Origin of the sequence: Longitalea luteola (genome assembly GCF_017356035.1) — a bacterium.
Classification (GTDB): domain Bacteria; phylum Bacteroidota; class Bacteroidia; order Chitinophagales; family Chitinophagaceae; genus Niastella; species Niastella luteola.
The window spans coordinates 285,242-309,657 of sequence record NZ_JAFIQX010000003.1 but is presented as its reverse complement, the minus strand read 5'-3'; the positions used below and the strand labels follow the sequence as shown (position 1 = coordinate 309,657).

General features: G+C 46.5%; 21 protein-coding genes. 11 read left to right on the top strand and 10 right to left on the bottom strand.

Annotated features, from left to right (window positions below):
* Nucleotides 1-103: 103 nt before the first annotated feature.
* From JUB15_RS09805 to JUB15_RS09790, 4 genes are all read right to left on the bottom strand, one after another.
* Complete coding sequence (locus JUB15_RS09805; protein WP_207512295.1) at nt 104-745, bottom strand: response regulator; 642 nt, start codon at nt 743-745, stop codon at nt 104-106.
* Nucleotides 746-1,057: 312 nt separating this feature from the next.
* Nucleotides 1,058-2,638, bottom strand: a complete 1,581-nt coding sequence (locus JUB15_RS09800) for a DUF1501 domain-containing protein (protein ID WP_207512294.1) — start codon at nt 2,636-2,638, stop codon at nt 1,058-1,060.
* Between the two features lie 17 nt (nt 2,639-2,655).
* Complete coding sequence (locus tag JUB15_RS09795; RefSeq protein ID WP_207512293.1) at nt 2,656-4,347, bottom strand: DUF1800 domain-containing protein; 1,692 nt, start codon at nt 4,345-4,347, stop codon at nt 2,656-2,658.
* 208 nt (nt 4,348-4,555) lie between these two features.
* A complete protein-coding gene (locus JUB15_RS09790; protein ID WP_207512292.1) occupies nt 4,556-5,731 on the bottom strand; it encodes an acetyl-CoA C-acyltransferase in 1,176 nt (391 codons plus the stop codon).
* 351 nt (nt 5,732-6,082) lie between these two features.
* Between JUB15_RS09790 and JUB15_RS09785 the strand changes: the two genes are divergently transcribed.
* Together JUB15_RS09785 and JUB15_RS09780 are read left to right on the top strand one after the other, a co-directional pair.
* A complete protein-coding gene (locus JUB15_RS09785) occupies nt 6,083-7,234 on the top strand; it encodes a quinone-dependent dihydroorotate dehydrogenase (protein ID WP_207512291.1) in 1,152 nt (383 codons plus the stop codon).
* 263 nt (nt 7,235-7,497) lie between these two features.
* Nucleotides 7,498-8,289, top strand: a complete 792-nt coding sequence (locus JUB15_RS09780) for a TerC family protein (RefSeq protein WP_207512290.1) — start codon at nt 7,498-7,500, stop codon at nt 8,287-8,289.
* A 122-nt stretch (nt 8,290-8,411) separates the two neighbouring features.
* Here JUB15_RS09780 and JUB15_RS09775 read toward each other — a convergent pair whose 3' ends face one another.
* Both JUB15_RS09775 and dnaB read right to left on the bottom strand, forming a co-directional pair.
* The gene (locus tag JUB15_RS09775) at nt 8,412-9,140 is read right to left on the bottom strand and encodes an RsmE family RNA methyltransferase (RefSeq protein ID WP_207512289.1); all 729 of its coding nucleotides are present in this window, start codon (nt 9,138-9,140) and stop codon (nt 8,412-8,414) included.
* Nucleotides 9,141-9,374: 234 nt separating this feature from the next.
* On the bottom strand, nt 9,375-10,955 hold the full coding sequence (dnaB, locus tag JUB15_RS09770; RefSeq protein WP_207512288.1) for a replicative DNA helicase: 1,581 nt from the start codon (nt 10,953-10,955) through the stop codon (nt 9,375-9,377).
* Between the two features lie 735 nt (nt 10,956-11,690).
* On the opposite strand from dnaB, the gene JUB15_RS09765 reads away from it, so the two are divergent.
* The 3 genes from JUB15_RS09765 to JUB15_RS09755 all read left to right on the top strand — a co-directional run bounded on the left by JUB15_RS09765 (nt 11,691) and on the right by JUB15_RS09755 (nt 14,933).
* Nucleotides 11,691-11,939 (top strand): hypothetical protein, encoded by a 249-nt coding sequence (locus JUB15_RS09765; RefSeq protein ID WP_207512287.1) that lies wholly within the window; start codon nt 11,691-11,693, stop codon nt 11,937-11,939.
* 241 nt (nt 11,940-12,180) lie between these two features.
* On the top strand, nt 12,181-14,613 hold the full coding sequence (pheT, locus tag JUB15_RS09760; protein WP_207512286.1) for a phenylalanine--tRNA ligase subunit beta: 2,433 nt from the start codon (nt 12,181-12,183) through the stop codon (nt 14,611-14,613).
* A gap of 32 nt (nt 14,614-14,645) precedes the next feature.
* Nucleotides 14,646-14,933: a hypothetical protein gene (locus JUB15_RS09755; protein ID WP_207512285.1), complete on the top strand. Its 288-nt coding sequence runs from the start codon at nt 14,646-14,648 to the stop codon at nt 14,931-14,933.
* A 6-nt stretch (nt 14,934-14,939) separates the two neighbouring features.
* Here the strand turns inward: JUB15_RS09755 and JUB15_RS09750 are convergent, their stop codons facing one another.
* On the bottom strand, nt 14,940-15,194 hold the full coding sequence (locus JUB15_RS09750) for a hypothetical protein (protein WP_207512284.1): 255 nt from the start codon (nt 15,192-15,194) through the stop codon (nt 14,940-14,942).
* A gap of 145 nt (nt 15,195-15,339) precedes the next feature.
* On the opposite strand from JUB15_RS09750, the gene JUB15_RS09745 reads away from it, so the two are divergent.
* From JUB15_RS09745 to JUB15_RS09720, 6 genes are all read left to right on the top strand, one after another.
* Complete coding sequence (locus tag JUB15_RS09745; RefSeq protein WP_207512283.1) at nt 15,340-15,630, top strand: cell division protein ZapA; 291 nt, start codon at nt 15,340-15,342, stop codon at nt 15,628-15,630.
* A 304-nt stretch (nt 15,631-15,934) separates the two neighbouring features.
* The gene (gene rny / locus JUB15_RS09740) at nt 15,935-17,488 is read left to right on the top strand and encodes a ribonuclease Y (protein WP_242696291.1); all 1,554 of its coding nucleotides are present in this window, start codon (nt 15,935-15,937) and stop codon (nt 17,486-17,488) included.
* Between the two features lie 93 nt (nt 17,489-17,581).
* Nucleotides 17,582-17,959, top strand: coding sequence for a 50S ribosomal protein L19 (gene rplS, locus JUB15_RS09735; RefSeq protein WP_207512281.1), 378 nt, complete (start codon nt 17,582-17,584; stop codon nt 17,957-17,959).
* 183 nt (nt 17,960-18,142) lie between these two features.
* Nucleotides 18,143-18,382: a Sec-independent protein translocase subunit TatA/TatB gene (locus JUB15_RS09730; protein WP_242696290.1), complete on the top strand. Its 240-nt coding sequence runs from the start codon at nt 18,143-18,145 to the stop codon at nt 18,380-18,382.
* Nucleotides 18,383-18,448: 66 nt separating this feature from the next.
* Nucleotides 18,449-19,894, top strand: a complete 1,446-nt coding sequence (gene gatA, locus JUB15_RS09725; RefSeq protein WP_207512280.1) for an Asp-tRNA(Asn)/Glu-tRNA(Gln) amidotransferase subunit GatA — start codon at nt 18,449-18,451, stop codon at nt 19,892-19,894.
* Between the two features lie 149 nt (nt 19,895-20,043).
* On the top strand, nt 20,044-21,135 hold the full coding sequence (locus JUB15_RS09720) for a lytic transglycosylase domain-containing protein (protein WP_207512279.1): 1,092 nt from the start codon (nt 20,044-20,046) through the stop codon (nt 21,133-21,135).
* A gap of 108 nt (nt 21,136-21,243) precedes the next feature.
* Here JUB15_RS09720 and JUB15_RS09715 read toward each other — a convergent pair whose 3' ends face one another.
* The 3 genes from JUB15_RS09715 to JUB15_RS09705 all read right to left on the bottom strand — a co-directional run bounded on the left by JUB15_RS09715 (nt 21,244) and on the right by JUB15_RS09705 (nt 24,390).
* Complete coding sequence (locus JUB15_RS09715; protein ID WP_242696289.1) at nt 21,244-22,476, bottom strand: anthranilate synthase component I family protein; 1,233 nt, start codon at nt 22,474-22,476, stop codon at nt 21,244-21,246.
* Between the two features lie 92 nt (nt 22,477-22,568).
* Entirely contained in the window at nt 22,569-23,030 is a 462-nt protein-coding gene (locus JUB15_RS09710) for a hypothetical protein (RefSeq protein WP_207512277.1), read from the bottom strand.
* A gap of 94 nt (nt 23,031-23,124) precedes the next feature.
* Nucleotides 23,125-24,390, bottom strand: coding sequence for an adenylosuccinate synthase (locus tag JUB15_RS09705; RefSeq protein ID WP_207512276.1), 1,266 nt, complete (start codon nt 24,388-24,390; stop codon nt 23,125-23,127).
* Between the last annotated feature and the right edge of the window lie 26 nt (nt 24,391-24,416).

Sequence of the window (24,416 nt, the reverse complement as noted above, 5' to 3'; positions counted from 1 at the left end):
TACCAAATTAAGGGTTTTTACTTATTAAGTAAAGTAATTGCTGTAATTAAGTAGAGATGTGCTAATGGGCCCTGATTATTAAATGTTTAAAAGACAGGAAGCATTATTCAATCAGCTTGTTCTTTAAAGCGAACTTTACAAGCCCTACGGTATTGTTTACACCCAGTTTGGCGATCAGGTTCTTACGATGGGTCTCTACCGTGCTTACGCTTAAGAACAGTTTTTTGGCAATTTCTGAATTGCTGTATTCTTTACAGATAAGAGTGAGTACTTCTATTTCTCTTTTTGATAATATTTCGTCTACCTTTTTGTCTTCAATGGTAACCGTATTGCGGAAATCCTGGTTAGTGTCCAGGATGTTGATCTCTTTACTGAAGTATTTATTGCCGCCCGCTACTGCTTCCAGCGCTTTGGTAAGTTCGCCAATATTGGTATTTTTCAAAAGATAACCCTGAATATCGTATTTCAACAGCTTGTGAATATAGCGGGTGCCGCGCATGATCGTGAGATATAGGATCTTCAATCCCGGTTGGATCTCCCGGATCTTCAACAACAGTTCTTCTTCGCCAATATCAGGTAAATGAACGTCCAGCAGCAGAATGTCTATTTCGTTGTTCGGTAACTGGTTCAACAGGCTTTCACCGGTAAATGCAGAACCGATCACTTCAATGCCCGGTTGCCTGTTCAGCAATAAAACCAGGCCCTCAAGGTATAATTCATGGTCATCTGTAATAAAAACCTTCATAGCTAATGTGGAGACCGGTCAGTTTTCAGGTATAATGGTTATTTACCGATCCTAAGCAAATTAAAACTATTTACTGTAGGATAACAAAAACGGAGTGATCCCATTTTTAAATTCCTTTTTGCTAATGGGATGGCGCCTTTTCGCTGATGATGGCCGCATTCATTACTGCTGTTTCCTTCTTTTGCTCCGCTTTTTAGCACTTTTAGCAAAGGAAACTCCCGGCCGGCCGGTAACCAGCTTATTCTATAAAATATAAAAAAGCCTCCCGGCAGACGCCGGGAAGCTTTCCATATACGGACTAAATTTTCTACGTCATCGCGTTTTCAGCATGGGCCTTACCTGCTGGGTGGCGCCGTTTTGGAAACGGGCATAATAAACACCCAATGGAAGCCCATACCCGTCGAAGGTTACAGTATAGGTACCGGATGTATATATTCTGTCTGTAAGTACTCTTATAACCCTGCCCATTGTATCCAGCACCTGTACCATGGTATGTCCGCCTTTGGTATTAAAGGTGATGGTAGTTCTTTCAACAAATGGGTTCGGATAGTTGATGATCAACTGCTCCCCATCGTTTCTCACATCATCGATGCCGGTGGCGCCACAGGCTGCGTTGATACATAATGGAATGTTCGGGAAATCCTTCAGCATAACAGTTTTCAGATCGGTATCGCTTACGCAGAACCATTGCCTCAGGAGAGAAGCATAAATACTTCGGAAATCGTATTGATAAGGAACGTTGTCGTTCAACCGTGCATTGGATGAAATGGTTGGATTGGTACCAATGATACCACCCCGTACATGTTTGCCAAATACAATTACCGGTGCGGCAGCGCCATGGTCGGTACCAAAACTTCCGTTCGATTTAATACGGCGGCCAAACTCCGAGAAGGTCATACCGATCACCCGGTCATCAACACCAAGACCTTTCAGATCGTCCATAAAACATTTGATAGCGTCCGACACGCGGGCCATCAGTTTGGCATGTGTACCAATTGTTGTATCGGCAGTATCTACCTGGCTGGAATGCGTATCGAACCCACCGGTACTTACCATATACACCCTGGTCTTTAAACCGCCTTTCACCAGCCGCGCCACAATACGCAGCTGTTGGGCCAGGTCATTGTTACTGGGATAAGACCCCTGCGAAGTAACCCTGGCGGCAGCGGCCCTGATAACATTGCCGTATGCTTCCGTTTGCCCCATGATCATCCTGATATATTCCAGCTCTTTACCCCAGGGCGTGGACGGCACGGGGTCGCCAACGTTATTGAAATCATAAATGCTGGTAGGGTCGCTGATAGTCATAGCCATCGGAAAGGAACCCTGTGATGCCAGCGATGCCACTGAACCAATCTGAATGGCCAGCGGATCGGGCATTTGCGCTGTTGGATAACCGTGCGGGAAGTTCGGGAATTCAAGGTTCAGATAACGGCCCACCCATCCGGTGTAAAGCACCTGCTCTGAGTCTGATGCCGACATCCAGATATCCGTAGCCCGGAAGTGGGAAAAGTTAGGTTTATCATAACCAACAGCCTGTACAATGGCTACTTTATTTTCATTAAACAAGGTTTGAACACCCGTCATGCTGGGGTGTAACCCGGTCTTTGAAGTACCATTCAGGGGCAGGATCTTGTTCTGTGGGATCGCAATATTTGAACGGGCATTATAATAATCTCTATAAATGTCAATGGGAATAACCATGTTCAATCCATCGTTACCTCCATTCAGTTGTATCAGCACTAATACCTTATCGGTGTCGGTAGCGGTACCCATGAGGGCCTGTACCAGGGGAGAGGCGCCTGTAAAGGCCTTTACTGAAAAACCGTTCAGTAATGCAGGCAGGGTTACAGATGCAGGCAATGTTTGTTTAAAAAAGTCTCTGCGCTTCATAAGATCGGTTTTTAATGTTAAGCTAATTGGTACTCGGCCAGGTTCATTAGATATTTGTACAGATCCCGCAGGCGGGTATACACCGTATTATAGGTGACGGCATCACCCGGAACATCGTAAAGCCGGTCCCATTCATCGGTCCAATAATAATCCTGCACCTGCCCGCTCAGCAATATTTGCGTTTTGATCCTGGCTTTGGAAGCGTCAGAAATCGGCACCCGGTACAGTACTTCAACTATCGCATTTATCAAAAGATTTGGGTCACGCGCAAGTGCGCGCGGAAAACTGTTCTTTGTAAAGGTTACCGGATCGATGATCAGCTTAACATTATCGCGCATATACCCTGTCGTGATCAATTGATCAATAAAGCGTTCACGCTTGGGCATGGTATCGTGGTTGATCCACATTTCATAGAACTGAGGAAGCTGGTAGTAAGCAGGCCAGCCCGAAACACCGGGTGGGTCGCCAATATTCTGCTGCATCAATACCGACTGGTTGTGCAGGAACTCCAGCATATTATAGTAGTTGACATAATCAGAAGACGGCGGCATCGCCACATCAAACTCGCGTATCAATCCCACGATCATATCCAGCGGACTCTTGATCAAACAGCCCTGGCTGTTCGCATCGAAGAAATGCTCGCTTTTTAACAAGGTGGCCAGCACCGGCTTTATTTCCCAGCCACTATCGCGGAATTGCTGGGCCAGCGGTTTTATGACATTGGTGATCGTATCGGGCCCAATAGTGTAATAAACAAACCATGTGTACAGTTTTTTTACAATGAACTCGGAAACCTCTACTGATTTCGCAAAGATCATATTGATCAGGTCATCCAGCTCGGCTTCACCGCCGGTGGCATCGCTGCGGCCGGCAATTACGGTTCCATTATAGAATGAAGAGAATGTTTTGCTGTTTTTATCGTGGTCCTGCGGCTTGAAGTACACCGATTCGTCTTCGGGTTTTATCCGCCAGCCGGTCAGCACACGGGCAGCCGTCATTACATCATCTTCCGTGTAATTAGGATTGTTCTCTTTACCAAGGGTGAACAGCTCCTGTAGCTCCCGGGCATAGTTCTCATCGGGGGCGGTATAGGTGTTCAAATAGCCGTTGAGGTAACGCAGCATGGCAACGTTCAACGTCATATCTTTTACCAGCTTCTTGAAATTGCCAAGGGCGCTTTCGCACAGGAGCGAATGATAACGATAGCCGTAAGTCCCTATCTCATCATACATGAGCGATTCGGTTGTCCAGTGATTGTGCCAGAACAGGATCATTTTCTCACGTATGCTTCTGTCCTGATTGATCATGTTGCCGATCCACCACGCTTTTAATGAATTCATCCGCCTGCTGTTGGCTGTGAAATCCTTCGAAATGGTGTTCACCCAGGTAGTGCCGGGTGCTACCGTGAGATCGGCATCCGCAGCATCAATGTCGGAATTGTCGTAATTTTTTACTGGAGGAGCAGGCAGCGAAGTGGGTACATTCAACAACTCATCAACCGCCTGGGAAAGAGACATATTCTTAAAATGTTCAATGTCTGCTCTTTTGGCCCCGAACATCGTACGTTTCAATAAGTGTATGACTTCTTTTTCTGTCCAGGCGCCAGCGTAAGGTGCTAATCCGGAGTAAATTTGTCGCAAGCCTGCATAGGGCTTGGGAGAAGTAGCTTTGGCTCTTCTTTTAAGCGTGAAGAATTCTCTTCTGTCCATAAGGTTGATTTTGGGAGATTGCATTCATATAGTCGGCCTTTTGACTGCATGATGTCAATCCTATAATGAACGGTGATTGAACAAAAATGTTGCCACTTGGTCATTTGGGGATAACTGACGTACATTTTCATATGCTGCTCGTACTCTTACGAGCATAAAAAAAGCCGCCTCTAATGAGAGGCAGCTTTGTACATAACAACTATTTTTACTAATTAATATTTTCTATAATTCCTGCTATACCCTGACCCCCACCAACACATGCAGTAACAATACCATATTTCTTATTCAAACGTTTCATATCATGTGTGATCTGTATGGTTAGTTTACATCCGGTACAGCCTAATGGATGTCCCAATGCAATAGCGCCACCGTTTATATTCACGATATCAGGGTTCAACTCCAACTTACGGATAACAGCCAGCGCTTGCGAGGCAAACGCTTCGTTCAATTCAACCAGATCGATCTGGCCCAGATTCATAGAAGCCTGCTTTAATACTTTGGGCACTGCTTCTACCGGACCAATTCCCATAATACGTGGATGCACACCCGCTGAAGCGCACGCAACCAACCGGGCTATGGGTTTTAGCCCCAGCTCATTCACCATTCTTTCACTCATTACAATTACGAACGCAGCACCATCACTGGTTTGTGATGAGTTGCCCGCCGTTACTGTTCCGCTCGCTGCAAACACTGGTTTCAGCTTATTCAATACTTCAATGCTGGTATCTTTCCGCGGACCTTCATCGGTATCTACCACGTAACTCCTCGTTTTCTTTTTGTTCTTTTCATCGAGGTATACTTCTTCTACAGTTATGGGTAAGATGCCATTTTTAAAGTAGCCATTTGAAATAGCATTGATGGCCTTCATGTGTGATTGATAAGAGAACTGGTCCTGGTCCTCGCGGCTTACATTATATTCTTTGGCTACCGCCTCTGCCGTTAAGCCCATGCTCAGGTAATAATCCGGTTCATCTTTAGCAATGGAATAGGCAGGAACGGTCTTCCAGCCAGCCGTTGGCACCAGGCTCATACTTTCAGTACCTCCGGCAATGATGCACTCGGCCAGGCCGGTGCGGATCTTAGCCGTAGCAATGGCAATCGTTTCCAATCCGGAAGCGCAGTACCGGTTCACCGTCATGCCGGGCGTATCAAAACCCAGTGCACGCGCAGCAATGATCCTTCCCACCTGTAATCCCTGTTCCGCTTCGGGTACAGCGTTGCCTACGATCACATCATCTACCCGCTTTGCATCCAGTTGCGGCACAGAAGCCATCAATCCTTTGATCACATCAACGGCCAGATCATCGGGCCGGTAAAACCGGAAACCACCTTTTTTGGCTTTTCCTACCGCAGTGCGGTAACCAGCTACTATATATGCTTCCATATTATAAAGTTTAGCCCCCAGCCCCCTAAAAGGGGGAGAAAGAAGCAGGTTAAAATTATTTTACAGACATCCAACAGATAAATATTGCAATTTAAATTTTACGCTTTCCAATGGTCTTTTCAAACCAGATCACTACGCTTATCGTCGTTCAGTTTGCGAACACCTAAACTTCATCCCGGACCACGCCACTAGTTGTTTATGCAACTTTCTGTACCAAAGTTAAGAATTGGCTGGTGGAATACAAAATTCGCTCAGGCAACCGTAACCGGCCCGGGAAACCTAAAAATTGTAATCCGGAAATTGCTGCCCGTTTAGGGGGCTGGGGGGTATTTATTATCTTCGCACCGAATTATGTACAACTTACTTCGCCGCCTGTTGTTTTGCTTTCCTACTGAGACGGTCCATCATTTTTCCATGAATATGATGAAACTGGGCTGTTCCGTAGGCGCTATCCGCAAGTCCATTTCCGCGCAGTGTGCTCCTTCTAATGGTTCATTAGCCAAAGAATTGTTCGGCCTCCGGTTTAAAAATCCGGTTGGACTCGCTGCCGGCTTCGATAAGAACGCGCTGTACCTTACCGAGCTGGAAGCGCTGGGTTTTGGCTTTGTTGAAATTGGTACGGTAACGCCCAAACCCCAGGCCGGTAATGATAAACCGCGCTTATTCCGCCTGCCGAAAGATAAAGCGCTCATCAACCGCATGGGCTTTAATAACGACGGCGTACAGGTAGTGGCGCAAAGGCTTAAAGACTGGCGGGAGAAGCAAAGGGCAACAAACAACAGGCTATGGGCAACGGGCAAACTGCAAACCGCCGAAAGCAGCAGTCTTCCTTTAAATGAGGGTTCCCATTCACCATTGACCATTCACGATTCACCGCTTATCATCGGCGGTAACATTGGTAAAAACAAGGTCACGCCCAACGAGGATGCCTGGAAAGATTATGAGATCTGTTTTCGCGCCCTGTTCGATTGTGTAGATTATTTTGTGGTGAACGTAAGCTCGCCCAATACCCCGGGATTACGGGAATTACAGGAAAAAGATTCGCTCCGTAAAATATTATCGCACCTGCAAACCATCAACCAGCAGGAAAGCGGTCAGGAAACAGACCGCAAGCCCAAACCCATATTATTAAAGATAGCACCCGATCTTACGCCGCAACAGATCGATGATGTGATTGACCTGGCCATGGAAATTAAACTGGATGGACTGGTTGCCACCAACACCACCATCAGCCGCGAGCAGTTGCATACCAGTGGCCAGCAGCTGGAATCCATTGGCGCCGGCGGCTTGAGTGGTGCGCCCGTTCGCAAACGGTCTACCGAGATCGTTCAATACATTCATCAAAAGACCAAAGGCCAGCTGCCCGTCATTGCCTCGGGTGGTATTTTTACCGCAGCAGATGCCTGCGAAAAACTGGCGGCCGGGGCTTCCCTGGTGCAGGTATGGACCGGCTTTATTTATGAAGGTCCCACCATTGTAAAGAATATCTGTAACGGACTTTGATCAATTGGCAATTGACGATTGGCAAGAGGGCAATTGACAACAGCCAGGGGTGTACGATTTTAGTGCAAGCAGCCATTAATGCCTGGCAACCGGTAACTGGTAACCGGTAATTCTTTTTTACACTACCTGAAACATTCATGCATCTTTTGATACTAATAAGGCACTAAAGCAAAAACAGGCCTTAACCATTGCTTATTGTGTATTGCATATTGGCTATTGGTTTCGCCGCCTTATTTTTGCCCTTCATTTTATTACTGACCACCATGCAAGAACTATTAACTGTAGACGGATTAATCAGCTTACTCACCCTGTCGCTGCTGGAAATTGTATTAGGTATCGATAACGTGATCTTCGTGTCCATTTTAATGGGCCGGCTCGATAAGAAGCAACAATTGAAAGCCCGCCGCATCTGGATGATCGCGGGTATTTCTGTGCGTGTTTGTCTATTGATGGGTATTGGATGGTTAGTGAAAAATGGCAATTCCCGCCTGTTCGGATTTGACTTCAGGGGGCATGCCGCTGATTTTACGCTGCGTAACCTTATCATGCTTGCCGGGGGCCTGTTCCTGTTATATAAAACAGTTAAGGAGATCCATCATAAGCTGGAAGGCGATGAGGAAATGTATGAAGGCAACCCGCGTAAGGCATCCTTCGGCTCTGTGATATTCCAGATCATCCTTATTGATATGGTATTCTCTTTCGACAGTATCATTACCGCAGTGGGACTTGCACAGCATGTACCTGTAATGATAACTGCAGTGATCATTGCCATGATCGTCATGTTCTTCTTTTCTGACAAGATTGCCAATTTCATCCATAAACATCCTACCCTCAAAATGCTGGCGCTGGCGTTCCTGTTAATGGTAGGCTTCAGCCTGTTCTTTGAAGGCCTTGAACCCATACACGAAAGCCATATTCAAAAGGGATATATCTACTTCGCCATGGCCTTCTCGTTTGGCGTTGAAATGCTGAATATGTGGATGCGTAAAAAGTCGAAACCGGTTGAGCTGCACGAACCCATCGTTAAAAAAGAAGAGCAAAAATTAAATAATTAATAAGAGTTAAAAACGGTAACAGGCCATAAGCAAATGAAGGTCGCTTATGGCCTGTTTTATTTCCAGCTTCTTTTGCTTTTGCTATTTGCTTTTTGCCTATTGTCTATTGCTTTTCTCCCCCTTTAAGAGGCAGGGGGGTATGTCTTCAACAATACGGCCGCTACCATGCCGGCCGTTTCACTGCGCAGACGTGTTTCACCCAGGGTTACCGGAATGAAAAAGTGTTCCGTAGCAAAAGCTACTTCTTCGGGTGTAAAATCACCTTCCGGCCCAATCAGAATGATCTGGGAAGGAAGAGAGGCATTCACCAGTTGCGCCAGGCTTTGTTTTGAACCGGGCATGCAGTGGGCTATGAATTTTTGGGTGGTGGCAATAATATCTTCCTGTTTTAATAATTGTCCAAACCCAACCGGCTGATGCAGAACGGGCAGCCATACCTGTTGTGATTGCAACATGGCGCTCACCAGGATCTGCTGCATCCGGTCGAACCGGAAATGTTCTTTTTCGGTTCTGTCACATAACATCGGTATGATCTCGGAAATTCCGATCTCGGCGGCTTTTTCCAGGAACCATTCGAACCGGCTGCTGTTTTTGATCAGGGAAATGGCGATACTGGTTTTACGGCTGGCGGGCGATATAAACTGTTCGTTCAAAACAGTTACGCGGCATCGCTTTTTATGATCGTCTATAATGGAGGTAAGTAATAAAAAGCCTTTCCCATTGGTCAAATGCAGCTGTTCGCCTTTCTTCATGCGTAATACATTCACTACGTGTTTCGACGTGTCTTCGTCCAGTTCAATCTCCGGCTGTCCGGCAGCTACATCCGAAATATAAAAAAGCGGCAGGTTCATGAGCGGTTCTTTGCTGCAAAGTAATGCATATTATGTACCATACCGTAAAACAAAAGGCCCTGTTTGCCAGTTGGCAAACAGGGCCTGGTAAATAACATCAAATATTGAATCACCAGTTTCCGTTGAAGATTCAAGACGAATTACGTCACTTCAATTTTACAACTCAATATTCGATATCAATATTGGATCCCGGCGAAGCTTTGCTTGTCGGGATGCCGACTGCAAACGTCGGCATTAAAACGGGGCCTCGTCATCGTCACCGTACGGCATATCGTTCATTTTGCTGCCGGCTTGTATGTACAACCGGGCGCCATCATCGCCACCGGCTCCGGCGCCGCCATCGGGCACCGGTTTCCAACTGCCACCGCCCGGCATACCCAAACCACTGAAATCATCCCCTTCAAACTCAACAAACTTTTGAATATGCAGCTGGGCTTTCAGCCTGATGGTTTCCAGCGAACCGTTACGGTGTTTCGCTATACGTACATGGGTTTCTCCTTTATTGCTTTCTCCCATTTCATTGGAAGTAATATCGTAATACTCGGGACGGTAAATGAACATTACCATGTCGGCATCCTGCTCAATGGCACCCGATTCACGAAGGTCACTCAACTGCGGCATCTTGTTGCCATCTTTACGTGTTTCCACGGCACGGCTTAACTGCGACAGGGCGATAATGGGCGTCATCAACTCCTTAGCCAGCATTTTCAGGTTACGCGAAATGGTACTGATCTCCTGCTCACGGTTGGTGTTCTTACCGTTACCGGCGCCACTCATCAGCTGTAAATAGTCGATGATAATAAGGCCGATGTTGTGTTTGGTCTTCAACCGGCGGCATTTGGCACGCAGCTCAAATACGTTCAGGGCGGCGGTGTCGTCGATAAAGATCGGCGCCTGCGCGAGTTTTTGAATACCCTTGGCATACAACTGCTTCATTTCATAGTCTTCCATCTTGCCGCGCGAGATCTTTTCGAGCCACACCTCACTTTCGGCGCTGAGGATACGTGTTACCAGCTGCGCCGAGCTCATCTCAAGGCTGAAGAATACGATCGGCGTGGGACGAACAGTATTCAATGCGGCATTACGCGCCAGGTTAAGGGCGAAGGCCGTTTTACCCACGGCAGGACGGGCAGCGAGGATGATCAGATCGGAGTTCTGCCAGCCATAGGTCACTTTATCGAGTGAAGGAAAACCACTGGGCACCCCGGTAATATCTTCCGTACGGTGACGCATATCTTCTATACGCTGTACCGTTTGTACGAGCACAGTATCGATACTGTCATAGTTCTTCTTCATGTGGTTATTCGTGATCTCGAACAGCTTTGCCTCCGCTTCATCGAGCAGGTCGAACACGTCGGCGCTGTCTTCATAGGCATCACTGATAATTTCACCACTGATACGGATCAGTTCGCGTTGAATGAATTTTTGCAGAATGATCTTTGCGTGTGCTTCAATATTGGCTGAAGAAACAACTGAATTCGTTAAACGGGTTACGTAATAGGGACCTCCCACCATTTCCAGTTCTTCTTTGCTCCTCAGCTCCTCCACCACTGTCAAAATATCAATAGGCTGGCTTTTTTGCTGAAGGCTTAACATGGCACGGTAAATACGCTGATGAGCGTCTACATAAAAGCACTCCGCTTTCAAAATTTCCACGGCTACGTCAAAGGCAGTCTTTTCGAGCATAATGGCGCCCAGTACGGCTTCCTCCAGGTCTTTTGCCTGTGGCGGTACTTTCCCGTACACCATAGTGCTCAGGTCAATTGAACTACGTCGGCGTTGTTTTCGGTCTTTGTTCAGATTTGTTAAATCCATCGTTAACTGGTCTACAAAAATTTAACCATTGGTTTGAAAAATAGTACAAACAGGATCTCTCAAGGCGCTGAAGTGTTTCTGATGTGCGGTGCCACTTCTGAAATACTGCCAACCAATGACACTCAGGGTTATTTTAAGGCTAAGGTTTGTTACGAGAATATTATTGCACTGTTACGGCAATGTTACCCCATTAGGTCAGGACGGCGAATATATACTCCTCTCAATTCCGGAAAAAAGAATTGCTGTTCTATAATTAATAACAACAATCCACACATGAATCCACGAAATTAGGGTACTTATCCCCAAGTTCCCACCTATATATACACAATTTACAAAAGTTTGCCACCCTTGTTCAAACGAAATTCACACATCATGTGTGTAAGAATTATGCCGTGAATATTTGGAGATAATGGCCGCAAAATAAGATGCAGGCAGGATGGGAATTTCCGAAATCCGGCTAGTGAAAACGCTTATCACTACAGCATTTTCCAGTTATGGGATAATTGAAACCGTGGCTGATCCGTTCTTTCAGCCGCCCTTCAACCCCGAAGTTGGCCACCCGCGTACTTTTCAGCCCTGTTTTTTCAACCAATGGCACAAAATTGGCGTATATTAAAAATGAAGGACCCGGTATAAATGAACGTCAAAAAGACAACCTCAAATAAAAAGATGTTGTTCTGACCTTAAATTTAACCGGAGTACCGTAAATTAGATTCTTTAATATTAATTGAGACCATGCGTGTATACCAGTTGCGGCATTATGAGGTAATGATGCCTGAAGAAAATAGCAAAGAAGCGCAGCACCTGCTGTACTACGAACGGCTTTGCTATGACCTGCTCACCGCCCATGCCATCAGCTTCTCGCACGCCGTTGAAGTAATGAAACTGCAAAATGGCCGTATAGAGCGACGCCCCGGCCGCATTCACCGCATTTTAAGCGCTGCCGAGATCCCCGCATTCTGTTTTATTGTTTGTAAGAACTAAAATCAGTCCCCGGTTACCAGTCTCCAGTTTTCGGGGCATACTTTCATTTACACACCTCTCCCAGTATTTTACTTTCTGAAACCTGCAACCGGTAACGGATTTTCTGATAACCGGAAACCAGCAGCGGGTAAACCGGCAACTGAAAATACCTTCAGAGCCCTGTAACTTGCAACTTGTAACCTGCAACCGGTAACCTATCTTTGCTGCCATCGTTGAACTATTTAAAATCATAGACTGTTTCATGACTATTTCCTATAACTGGTTGCACGATTATTTACCCGTAACAATTGATCCTGAACGTCTTAGTAAGTTATTGACCTCAGTGGGCCTGGAAGTCGAAAGCCTCGAGCGGTACGAAAGCCTGAAAGGCGGGTTGCAGGGACTGGTGATCGGAGAGGTGCTGGCGGCCGAAAAACACCCCAATGCTGATAAATTAACGGTTACCAAAGTAAATATCGGATCGGGCGATCCCCTGCAAATTGTTTGCGGCGCCCCCAATGTTGCAGCTGGTCAAAAAGTGGTAGTAGCCACCGTAGGCACCACCATTTATCCCAAAAATGGCGATCCGCTCACGATGAAAATTGCCAAAATACGCGGAGTGGAAAGTTATGGCATGATCTGCGCCGAAGACGAGATCGGCCTGAGCGACGACCATGCCGGTATCCTGGTGTTACCGGCCGACGTAAAAGTTGGTTTACCCGCCGCCGACTATTTCAAACCATATACCGACTGGATCTACGAGATCGGTTTAACGCCGAACCGCATGGATGCCATGAGTCACCGCGGAGTGGCCCGCGACGTATGCGCATACTTATCATACCATGATAATAAAGAGCTAAGGGTAAAAGCCCTGCCTGTTGGTGATTTTAAGGTTGAGAACACTTCCCTTCCCATTGAAGTGACCATCGAAAATACCAACGCCTGCCAGCGCTACAGCGGCGTAAGCATTTCGAATGTTACTGTAAAGGAAAGCCCCCAATGGCTGCAGGACAAGTTGCGCGCCATTGGAGCAAGATCAATTAATAATATAGTAGACATTACCAATTATATCCTGCACGAAACAGGGCAACCTCTGCACGCTTTCGATGCCGACGCTATCAAAGGCCGCAAGGTGCTGGTGAAGAACCTGGCTGAAGGAACACCTTTTACTACGCTCGATGAAAAGGAAAGAAAACTCAGCGCTGAAGACCTGATGATTTGCAACGGCAACAGCGAAGGCATGTGTATTGCCGGCGTTTTTGGCGGTGTGCACAGCGGTGTAACCAATGCTACTAAAAATATATTCCTCGAAAGCGCCTGGTTTAACCCGGTGGATATTCGTAAAACCTCTTTCCGCCACGGTTTGCGTACCGATGCAGCTACCCGTTTCGAAAAGAATGTAGACATCAGCAATACCGTAAACGTGTTGAAGCGGGCAGCCCTGCTTATAAAAGAGCTGGGTGGTGGCGAAATCGCTTCAGATATAATTGATATCTACCCCAACCCCGTACCGCAGCCGCAGGTGCAATTGAAATATTCTTTCCTGCGTAAACTGAGCGGTAAAAATTATCCGGCCGATGCCGTGAAAAAGATCCTGGTGAGCCTGGGTTTTGAAATAGTGAAAGAAAGTGCCGACGACGTGGTGGCAACAGCTCCCTACAGTAAACCCGATATTCACCTGCCGGCAGATATTGTGGAAGAGATCATGCGTATAGATGGCCTCGACAATGTGGAGATACCCAAAGGCATTACCATTTCTCCTTCCGTTGAAAGCAACCGCAGTAAATTCGTGTATCGCGAAAAAACAGCTGATTACCTGGTTGGTCTGGGTTTTAATGAGATCTTCACCAATTCCATTACCAATGCGGCTTATTTCAGTGAAGAAGAGCTGAGCACAACGGTTAAACTGCTGAATAACCTCAGCGCTGATCATAATATCATGCGCCCTTCCATGCTGCAAACGGGGCTCGAAGCGGTAGCGCATAACCTTAACCGCAAAAACAACGACCTGCGCTTCTTTGAATTTGGCAAAACCTACAGCACATCAGGCCCCGGAAAATACAGCGAGCATGAACATGTATGCCTGTACATAACCGGCCAGGTGCAGGAAGACGCCTGGAAAGGCAAAGGCGCCGCGGCAGATATCTTTTACCTGAAAGGCATAGTGGCAAGGATATTGCAACTGACAGGCATCTCTAAAGCTGCCTTTGCGCCGCTGACAGCCGGCGGCAACCTGGTGAACGCCTTGCAGGTCACCATTAATAAAGATGTTATAGCCCGGCTCGGCCAGGTGAAGCCACAGGAAGGAAAACGTTTCGATATCAGGCAACCGGTTTTTTATGCCGATCTCGACTTCGAACTAATGCTGAAATACATTTCCGCCAACTCTATAAAAGCAAAAGAATTACCGCGCCAGCTGCCCGTTCGCCGCGACCTGGCCATGGTAGTACCTAAATCCCTGCCCTTTGCTGACGTTGAAAGCACAGTGAAAAAGGTGAAACTCGACAAGTTACAGTCAATACAGCTGTTCGATATTTTTGAAAGTGAAAAGCTGGGGGCCGACAAAAAGTCCCTCGCCGTAAGTTTTACTTTCCTCGACGAGGAAAAAACACCCACTGATAAAGACATCGACAGTATGATGAATAAAATTATGAATGCCCTGGAAACAACATTGCAGGCAGAGATCAGGAAATGATGCCGCTCAATGGCCAGGCTAAAATTTATTCAATGGAGGGATTACAGGAACAACTAACACGGATCACAGAAAAATTGCAGCAAGTGGCACATCGCTATCAGGTGCTGCAAAAAGAGCACGAGCAATTGAGCAGGGAAGTGACGGCGTTGCGTGAGAAGGAAAAAGCCAGGTTGATACGTATTGACGAGCTGGAAATGAAAATGACGGCACTGCAAACCGTAACCGGCCAGTTGAATGAACCGGAAAAGAAAGAAGTGGAAAAAAGGATCAACCGTTACATCCGGGAAATTGACCGGTGCATCGCTTTATTAAGTGAATAAGACCGTTTAAACCCGCTTAACAAGACGCATTTTCATTTCATCGTTACCCTGGGACAGTTCAAGCGTATAAACCCCGTAAGGCAGGTCATTCAGGCCTTTCCAGGTAACTGATTTGTCGCCTTGTGGAATGTTGGTTTCAAACCGGCTGCATTCGTAGCCCCGCTCATCGCGTAGAATGGCTTTCAGGCTCGACTGGATGGGCTGGATTATATCCAGTGTAAGCGCGTCGATAAAGACGTTCGACCTAAGTTTAGCGAACATGGTAATCGTTTGGTTTTGGTGAGTAATCATAGCATGCGATAATTTGCATTTTACCATCCAAAACGATCCTTTGAGGCCTGGGAAGTATTCCTGTGTGTAGTGTGTGTGGATAAAAATAGAACAAGCTTTTCAAAATTGCAAGCCCATGGAAGAATTAATTCCCATAAATGTTTTAATAGGCGACAGAACCTACCGCATTCGTATAGCCCCAACCGATGAAGAGGTGGTACGAAAGACATTAAAGCTCATCAACGACAAGATCCTCGAGTTCAAAACCACTTTTGCCGGCAAGGATATGCAGGACTATGTGGCCATGGTGGTGCTCTGGTACGCCACCCAGCAAAAAGCAGGCGACAGTCAGCCGCTCATTGATAACCAGACCGGCGAACAATTGGGAGCTATCGAAAAATTATTAGATAGGATATTGCATGAGTGAGTTGCAGGTGCCAGGTTCCAGGTTACATGGCTTTTACTCGAAATTGCCAACCGATACGAGCCATTTTGACCCTGCAACTTGTAACCTGTACCCTGAAACCCTATCCCAGAACCCGTAATCCGGACACAACCCATATCACCAAATTCCCCATTTACAAACAACTGACTTCAAAATGCTTGCAGCGCCGCTGCCTCTTTTTTTGTATTTTCGCACATTCACATCTCACTATGGTAAACCCGAGACACATAGAGAGGGAGAGATAATGTAGAATTCTTTAAACATGTAAAACACAATGGATCAGAGTATGTTAACCGCTATAATAGGATTAGTGGCGCTACTGGCAGGTATAGTAGCGGGCAAATTCATTTTTGCCAAAAACACTAAGCAAAAAATTGAAGAGGCCGAAAATCAGGCCCGCAAGATCGTCGCTGACGCCCAAACGAATGCCGAAACCATTAAACAACAAAAACAGCTCGAAGCAAAAGAAAAGTTCCTGGCCCTGAAAGCCGAACATGACAAAGAGGTAATGGAGCGCAACCGCAAACTCAGTGAAGTGGAGAACCGCGCCCGTCAGAAAGAGCAATCCATCAATCAGAAAGAGAGCCAGCTGGATAAGCAGATCAAGGAGAACGAAGCGATAAAAGATAACCTGAACCGGCAGATAGAAGTAGTGAACCTGAAGCGCACCGAGCTCGAAAAACACCAGGAAGAACATATCCGCCGCCTCGAAAAGATCGCTGGATTAACCGCAGATGAAGCTAAGAAACAATTAGTTGAAAGTTTAAAACAGGAAGCGCACACCCAGGCCCTGGCTCTGCAGCAGGAAATAGTAGATGACGCCCGCCAGAAAGCCAATAAAGAAGCCCGCAAGATCATCATTCAAACCATTCAGCGTACCGCCGCTGAGCAGGCTATCGAAAACTCCATCACCGTATTCAACCTCGAAAGCGATGAAATAAAAGGCCAGATCATCGGTCGCGAAGGCCGTAACATCCGCGCCATTGAAGCCGCTACCGGTGTCGACCTCATCGTTGACGATACCCCGGAAGCCATCATCCTTTCTTCATTCGATCCCCTGCGCCGCGAAATTGCCCGTTTAAGCTTGCAGCGACTGGTTGCCGATGGCCGTATTCACCCGGCCCGTATCGAAGAAGTGGTAGAAAAGACCCGCCGCCAGATCGAAGAACAGGTGGTTGAAATTGGCGAACGTACTGTCATTGAATTAGGCATCCACGGTTTACATAAAGAGCTGGTGCGCATTGTTGGTAAAATGCGTTTCCGTTCTTCTTACGGCCAAAACCTGCTCATGCACAGCCGTGAAGTGGCCAACCTGTGCGGTATCATGGCAGCCGAACTCGGCCTGAACCCTAAACTGGCCAAACGCGCCGGCTTATTACACGATATAGGTAAAGTGCCCGATGAGGAATCTGAACTGAGCCACGCCCTGTTGGGAGCCAAACTGGCTGAAAAATATGGTGAGAACCCGGCCGTTGTGAATGCGATCGGCGCCCACCACGATGAAATGGAAATGCAGTATGTGATCTCTCCCATTGTACAGGCCTGCGACGCCATCAGCGGCGCCCGCCCCGGTGCCCGCAGGGAGATCATGCAGCAATACTTACAACGTATCAAGGAGCTGGAAAACCTGGCCCTGAGCTACCAGGGGGTTGAAAAAGCCTACGCCATTCAGGCCGGCCGCGAACTCCGGGTAATTGTAGAAGCAGAAAAAGTGACCGATAACGATTCAGATAAGCTTTCTTTTGATATTGCCCAGAAAATTCAGACCGAAATGACCTATCCCGGGCAGATCAAAGTGACCGTTATCAGGGAGAAAAGAGCCGTAAATGTGGCCAAATAGGAAAAAAATCTAGGAAAACCGGGCGGTTTGGGAAATTAATAGTTAATAATTCGAAATATTAATTACCTTTGCCTCCCCCAAAATTTGAATGTCATGAATGCAGCAGTTCAATTTGTACATGAGCAGTTGACAGGAAAAAAAGAGTTCCCGAAGTTTAAAGCGGGTGACAATATAACTGTGAACTATAAGATCATCGAAGGCGGTAAAGAGCGTATCCAGAGCTTTCGTGGCGATGTAATTAAACGCCAGGGCCAGGGCCATACAGCCACCTTTACAGTTCGTAAGATCTCCGATGGTGTAGGTGTTGAAAGAACATTTCCTATTTATTCGCCCAATATCGAGTCTATTGAGCTGAATAAAACAGGTCTCGTTCGTCGTGCTAAACTTTACTTCCTCCGCGAACGGAGCGGTAAAAGCGCCAGAATTAAAGAAAAACGCGTTAACACAGCAGCTACTGCAGTGGCTCAGTAACCACCTGTACATAAAACTATTTAAAGCGGGGTCAGTAGATTCCGCTTTTTTATTAACTGGTTTGTTAAGCATCGGCAAAAAGGCCCATTTTACCGTTAGGTTCATGTAATTTGCGCTGTATATTCGCGTTTTACGTTGCAAAAGAGCGTAATTTTGTATTCCTAACTATTTAAAAAGTTTATCATGTTAAGTATTGTAAACCTGTTGTTCATCTCAATGCCTGGTGGTAGTGAGTGGTTGCTGATCGTGCTGGCCGTATTGGTTTTGTTCGGTGGACGTAAAATACCTGAGTTCATGCGCGGTATCGGCCGTGGTATCAGGGAATTTAACGATGCCAAGAACAACGTGAAGAAAGAGATCGAAGACGGCATTAACGAAAAGGACAGCAAACAAACACAGGCTTCCTCTTCTACTGCCCGCTAATTCCCAGACCTTACATATCTTTTTCCTATAACCGATTTGTATCTCAAAGCCGGTAACAACCAACTCTTGTTTAAGTATCATTCAATAGCGCAATATCACCAGGACCTGCTTACCGGCACTACATCATGTGTTGAAGCGGTACAACACTACCTGCAACAGATCGATGCCCGCAGGCACCTGAATGCGTATGTAAATACGTATGGCGGAGAAGCGCTGAAACGGGCCGCGGAACTCGATGCCAGCCGAAAAGCCGGAAAACCAACCGGCAAACTGCATGGTGTAGTGATAGCATTGAAAGATGTAATTGCCTACAAAGACCATCCGCTTACTGCCGCCTCGAAGATACTTGAAGGATTCAATCCTGTTTTTAATGCAACGGCCGTTGACAGATTACTGGCCGAAGAAGCTATTATAATAGGTCACACCAACTGCGATGAGTTTGCCATGGGTTCAACCAATGAAAACTCATCGTATGGTAAGGTGTTGAATGCCCTGGACGAAACCAGGGTGCCCGGCGGCTCTTCCGGCGGTTCGGCCGTAGCCGTTCAGGCCGGCCTGTGTATGGTCAGCCTTGGTAGCGATACAGGCGGCTCTGTTCGCCAACCGGCCGATTTCTGCGGCGTTGTGGGCCTTAAACCCACTTACGGACGCATTTCCCGGCACGGACTCATCGCCTATGCCTCTTCCTTCGATCAGATAGGCATCTTTGCCGCCAATGTACCCGATGTGGCCCTGGTATTGGAAGTGATTGCAGGCCCCGATGATTTCGACAGCACGGGCGCTTTGCAACCGGTAGATGCATACAGCAACCTTACCCCGCTGCCCGCCAAACCACTCAGGATCGCTTATTTTAAAGAAGCCCTGGAAAGCCCGGCGCTCGATAATGAGATCCGGCAATCCATCCTGGAATTCGCCGCCAAACTGCAGGCCGACGGCCATACCGTAGCGCCTGTTGAGTTTGAATACCTCGATTTTATCGTTCCTGCCTACTATATTTTGACCACAGCGGAAGCCTCTTCCAACCTTTCCAGGTATGATGGGGTGAAATATGGACACCGTAACCTGGCTAAAAACAATTCTTTAACAGATTTTTATTGTGCCACCCGGTCAGAAGGATTCGGCTGGGAAGTGAAAAGACGCATTATGCTGGGAACCTTTGTATTAAGCGCTGGTTACTACGATGCCTATTTCACTAAAGCACAGCAGGTACGTAAACTCCTTGTCGATAAGATCAACCTGATCTTCAGCCAGTTCGACACGATTCTATTACCCACGGCTCCGTCTACGGCGTTCAGGATCGGCGAAAAGACGGAAGACCCCATTTCCATGTATTTAGCTGACATTTTTACAGTATTTTCCAACCTCACCGGTATTCCCACCATATCAATCCCGCTTTTTTGGCACAGTAATGGTATGCCTTATGGCGTGCAGATTATGACGAACCAGTTTTCCGAATTATATTTGCTCCAGCTATCCCAGTTGTGGATGCAACAGTTCAGACATGCCGGCTAATGAAAAGCCCAAACCCCTTCGACCCCCGGCTTATATGCTGCTCTGTTACTCCAACAGATCCTAAGAAAACTTCATCCGATTCCATCCTGTGTTAACTTAAGTACAATCCATACCCCCGGGTCGATCATTATTAGTTTTAACTAACGAAAATGAAACGAAAACTTTTTATTTCGGGTATTTTAGGCCTGGGATGGTTATGCATGGCATATAGCACTGACCACGGAATAGCTAAGAATCCTGTTAAGAGTGAAAAAAAGCTGAACCGTTTTGTTCTTTCGCAACAATTCGAATTCCCTGGAAAAGTAAATAATGACTCCGCAGACCCCCAGGAAGAAGACATAACCCACGCATTTGAGCTGGGTTACAACGAATCAAATGGCATTCGATTGAACCCCCGCGCTATTCAATTTGTGCAGGATTACATGGAAAGAAATGGCGAAGACCTTCGTAAAATGAAGAGCTGGGCTACACCGTATTTCAAAACGATAGACAATATATTACTGAAATACGGACTTCCTTCAGAATTGAAATACCTCGCAGTTATTGAATCGGAATTGAAATCTACCGCCACCTCCTGGGCAGGCGCTGTAGGTCCCTGGCAACTCATGCCCCAAACCGCACGAGACCTGGGCCTGAAAGTGAACCGCGCTGTGGATGAACGGAAGAGCTATACAAAAAGCACCCATGCTGCCGCCAAGTACCTGCGGGATCTGTACAGGGAGTTTGGCGACTGGCTGCTGGTGATCGCCGCCTACAATGGCGGGCCGGTGAATGTTTATAATGCCATTAAAAGAAGCCAGGGCAGCCGGAACTTCTGGAAGATCCAGAACTTTTTACCGGCCGAAACCCGCATGCACGTAAAGAAATTCATTGGCACGCATTATATTTTTGAAGGCCAGGGCAGTGTAACCACCCTTACCAAAGCAGAAGTTACCGAACAACTGGGGGTTACCGCCACGCACCTCATCAATCGCCGGTTAACTACCGCCGAGCAGGCCAATGCCAAAAGCATGGAGGTATCTGGTAAATATTATTCTGCCGCTATTGTCAAGAACATTATGATGGACCTGGCAGAGTTTAACCGGTACAATCCCGACTTTGACGCCATTATGGCCAGTAATGATAATGCCTATGAGCTGAAACTGCCGGCTGATAAAATGGACTTGTTTATAGCTAATAAATACATTATCCTGAACGAATCTGTTCAGATGTTATTAAGCGGCGCTACAGTAATAAAGTAATCAATTGGCAGTTGCCAATTGGGAGTTATCTCGCCATTTCAGGCGGCCCGATTAATGTGGGGCCGCCTGAGTTTTTTTAGCCGCTAACCGCCAACTGCCCACATAAAGCTAACTTCCTAATACCTTCTTTATCGCAGCGGCTTTTAAAAGGCATTCTTCATATTCTTTCTCGGGATCGCTGTAAAACGTAATGGCCGAACCGGCCTGAAAGGAGAGATACCGGCTCGCAGCATTGTACATAATGCTCCGGATCACCACATTAAAATCGAAATCGCCTTCCGGGGTAAGATACCCAACGGCGCCGGAGAAAATGCCGCGCCTGGTTTGTTCATACTGTTCAATCAGTTCCATCACCCTTCGCTTCGGGGCGCCGGTCATGGAACCCATGGGGAATGTAGCTTTAATGGCCTCTATAAAATGAATATCGCTGCGCAGCTGGCCACTAACAGTGGAGATCATCTGATGAACCTGCGGAAAGCTGTAAATACCAAACAATTCATCTACCTGTACCGATGCTTCCTCACAGATCTTCGACAGATCGTTGCGCACAAGATCAACGATCATTACATTTTCCGAACGATCCTTGGCACTGTTATACAAATGTTCTTTATGTTTCACATCTTCCCCTGCATCGTTCAGGTTACGCTGGGAAGTTCCTTTGATGGGTTGTGAATATATGCGGCTCCCCTCCTTCTTAAGATAGCGCTCGGGGCTCGCACAGAGCAAATATTGCTGTCCTGTTTTATAATACGCTGAAAAGGGATTGGGCGATGTGTTGCTCAGCGAACAATATACCTGCAAAGGATCTATCGCTACCTGCTCGGCAAAGAACTCCTGGCAGAAATTGATCTCATAACAATCACCGCGCAAAATATGCTGCTGCAGCTGCTGAATGATGTGAATGTAATCGGCTTTGCTGATGCGGTTATGGATGGGGGTTGCCAGGTGCTGCCCCGCTTCATTCACCGGTTTAGTACTACGGATCTCGTGAAAAACGGTTTCATGGCGGCCATCGAATGTGCCGATCACCAGCTCATGTTCGCTTAACTGCAGTAAAACGTCAGGAATAAAAAAACAAAGGTCGGGGAAACCAATGCGGTCGGTATTATGACTGGCCAGGTCTTCCGTTTCATTCTTGAGATCATAACTTAAATGCCCGAATAGCCAGTCATGGTGCTGTTCATACAATTGCTGCAACTGGTGAAATGCAGTGCCAGCCGCAGTTGCAAGGGTTTGCACAGCCCCTGCCGCAGCCATACATTCAAAACTATGATGTGGTAAATTATAATGCTGGTTGTCGAGAAAACAACAAATGTTGAACTGGTTGGCCCAGTTCAACATTTGTGACTTGGTTCGCTGAAAATCAGCGATGGGAAATGATATGTATTGTCTGCGCACTGTGGAAACAGGGTGAGCAGTAATAGAAGTAACCACTAAAAGTCCTCCTCGTCGTCGTCGAAGCCGCGGTCGTTGAAGAGGTCAAGGTCCTTGAATTCATCATCGAGGCCAAGATCGTCGTCATCTTCGCCGCCTTTGCCTTTTTTACCACTTCCGGTGCCTCCACCACTAACTTTCTTTCCTTTTGATTTTGGTAAATCAAATTCTTCGAAGTCAGGGTCCCAGTCTTCTTCTTCTTCCGGTTTATCCCAATCATCTACCTCATCATCCAGATCTTCATCGTCATCATCATCTTCGTCTTCATCGGATTTCTTAGAAGAAGCTTTGCCTGCTTTTTTTGCGTTCTTCGGCGTTTCTAACTCATCATCTTCCATGTCTTCATCATCCTCATCTTCTTCTTTCTTAGGTTTTGATGAGGCTTTTTTCGGAGTTTCCTTAGAAGACTTTGGTGCAGAGTTTCCGCCGGTCTTTTTTTCCTTGTCAGATTTTGCTGCCATTGTCTGGTAAGATTGTGTTTGTAAAATTTCAGCGAAGTTTTTAATCCGCCAAATTTTTTAAAATAATTTTTCAATCAAAAATCCGAAGTGAAAACTACTGAATTTCTATCAATTGTTCACGTCCGGGACCATTTGAAATATAATTTATATTCACACCTAAATATGAATTAATAAACGATACATATTCCGTCATGGCAGCTGGCAGCTGGCTGGCCGACCTGAAGGTATCGATGCCTGTTTTCCAGCCCTTAAAGCTTTTCAGTTCAGGGGTTATTTCCAACCTCGTCATCTGGAACGGAATAGCATCTGTCTTTTTATCTCCAACCATGTAAGACGTACATACTTTTAGCTCTTCAAAAGCGTCCAGTACGTCGGCTTTGGTCATAACCAGTTTAGTTACACCATTCACCATGCAGGCAAAACGCAATGCTACCAGGTCAATCCAGCCACAACGTCTGGGACGGCCTGTAGTAGCTCCAAATTCATTACCAATGCGACGCAGCTCTTCACCGGTCTCATCATGCAACTCAGTTGGGAACGGTCCACTACCTACGCGGGTGCAATAGGCTTTTGTAACACCAATCACTTCCCTGATCTTTTGCGGTGCTACACCCAAACCGGTACACACGCCCGCAGAGATCGTATTTGATGAAGTTACAAATGGGAATGTTCCGAAATCAACATCGAGCATACTTCCCTGAGCACCTTCGGCCAAAACCTTTTTGCCCTGGCTTATCTTTTCATTGATAAAATATTCGCCGCTTACGATCTTGAATTCTTTCATGAATTCGAGCGCTTCAAAGAACTCTTCTTCCCATGCAGAAATATCTTCATGGAAATTAAGGCTGTCGAGCAGTTTCTGGTGCTTCAACCGCAGTCGGATGTATTGCGTTGTAAAGCTTTTATCTAACAGATCACCAACACGCAAACCATTACGGCCTGTTTTATCCATATAAGCCGGTCCAATACCTTTTAACGTAGAACCGATCTTATCGTTTCCTTTTGATAATTCAGAAGCTTTATCCAATGCACGGTGCGTTGGCAATATCAGGTGTGTTCTTTCTGATATAAACAAGTTCTTCCGGTAGTCGATGCCAAACGCTTTAACCGTTTCGCATTCTCTTTTCAAGGTTACCGGATCAAGCACTACACCATTACCAATAAGGTTCACTGTATTCTCGTGAAAAATACCGGAAGGAATTTGATGCAGCACAACCTTTTTATCGTTTACATATAACGTATGGCCTGCATTGGGACCGCCCTGAAAGCGGGCAATGACATCATAACCGGGAGCAAAGTAATCAACGATCTTTCCTTTGCCTTCATCGCCCCATTGAAGACCTAATAAAACATCAACCATTATTAAATTTTTGAATAATTTGTAGG

Bases quoted from the DNA above. Each gene is read 5' to 3' on its own strand.
- pheT (WP_207512286.1), top strand. From the start codon at position 12,181: ATGACTATTTCCTATAACTGGTTGCACGATTATTTACCCGTAACAATT.
- dnaB (WP_207512288.1), bottom strand. From the start codon at position 10,955: ATGGATTTAACAAATCTGAACAAAGACCGAAAACAACGCCGACGTAGT.
- JUB15_RS09780 (WP_207512290.1), top strand. From the start codon at position 7,498: ATGCAAGAACTATTAACTGTAGACGGATTAATCAGCTTACTCACCCTG.
- JUB15_RS09775 (WP_207512289.1), bottom strand. From the start codon at position 9,140: ATGAACCTGCCGCTTTTTTATATTTCGGATGTAGCTGCCGGACAGCCG.
- JUB15_RS09730 (WP_242696290.1), top strand. From the start codon at position 18,143: ATGTTAAGTATTGTAAACCTGTTGTTCATCTCAATGCCTGGTGGTAGT.
- JUB15_RS09755 (WP_207512285.1), top strand. From the start codon at position 14,646: ATGGAGGGATTACAGGAACAACTAACACGGATCACAGAAAAATTGCAG.
- JUB15_RS09750 (WP_207512284.1), bottom strand. From the start codon at position 15,194: ATGTTCGCTAAACTTAGGTCGAACGTCTTTATCGACGCGCTTACACTG.
- rplS (WP_207512281.1), top strand. From the start codon at position 17,582: ATGAATGCAGCAGTTCAATTTGTACATGAGCAGTTGACAGGAAAAAAA.
- JUB15_RS09800 (WP_207512294.1), bottom strand. From the start codon at position 2,638: ATGAAGCGCAGAGACTTTTTTAAACAAACATTGCCTGCATCTGTAACC.
- JUB15_RS09795 (WP_207512293.1), bottom strand. From the start codon at position 4,347: ATGGACAGAAGAGAATTCTTCACGCTTAAAAGAAGAGCCAAAGCTACT.
- JUB15_RS09715 (WP_242696289.1), bottom strand. From the start codon at position 22,476: ATGTTGAACTGGGCCAACCAGTTCAACATTTGTTGTTTTCTCGACAAC.
- JUB15_RS09745 (WP_207512283.1), top strand. From the start codon at position 15,340: ATGGAAGAATTAATTCCCATAAATGTTTTAATAGGCGACAGAACCTAC.
- JUB15_RS09705 (WP_207512276.1), bottom strand. From the start codon at position 24,390: ATGGTTGATGTTTTATTAGGTCTTCAATGGGGCGATGAAGGCAAAGGA.
- JUB15_RS09710 (WP_207512277.1), bottom strand. From the start codon at position 23,030: ATGGCAGCAAAATCTGACAAGGAAAAAAAGACCGGCGGAAACTCTGCA.
- JUB15_RS09785 (WP_207512291.1), top strand. From the start codon at position 6,083: ATGTACAACTTACTTCGCCGCCTGTTGTTTTGCTTTCCTACTGAGACG.
- rny (WP_242696291.1), top strand. From the start codon at position 15,935: ATGTTAACCGCTATAATAGGATTAGTGGCGCTACTGGCAGGTATAGTA.
- JUB15_RS09765 (WP_207512287.1), top strand. From the start codon at position 11,691: ATGCGTGTATACCAGTTGCGGCATTATGAGGTAATGATGCCTGAAGAA.
- JUB15_RS09790 (WP_207512292.1), bottom strand. From the start codon at position 5,731: ATGGAAGCATATATAGTAGCTGGTTACCGCACTGCGGTAGGAAAAGCC.
- JUB15_RS09805 (WP_207512295.1), bottom strand. From the start codon at position 745: ATGAAGGTTTTTATTACAGATGACCATGAATTATACCTTGAGGGCCTG.
- JUB15_RS09720 (WP_207512279.1), top strand. From the start codon at position 20,044: ATGAAACGAAAACTTTTTATTTCGGGTATTTTAGGCCTGGGATGGTTA.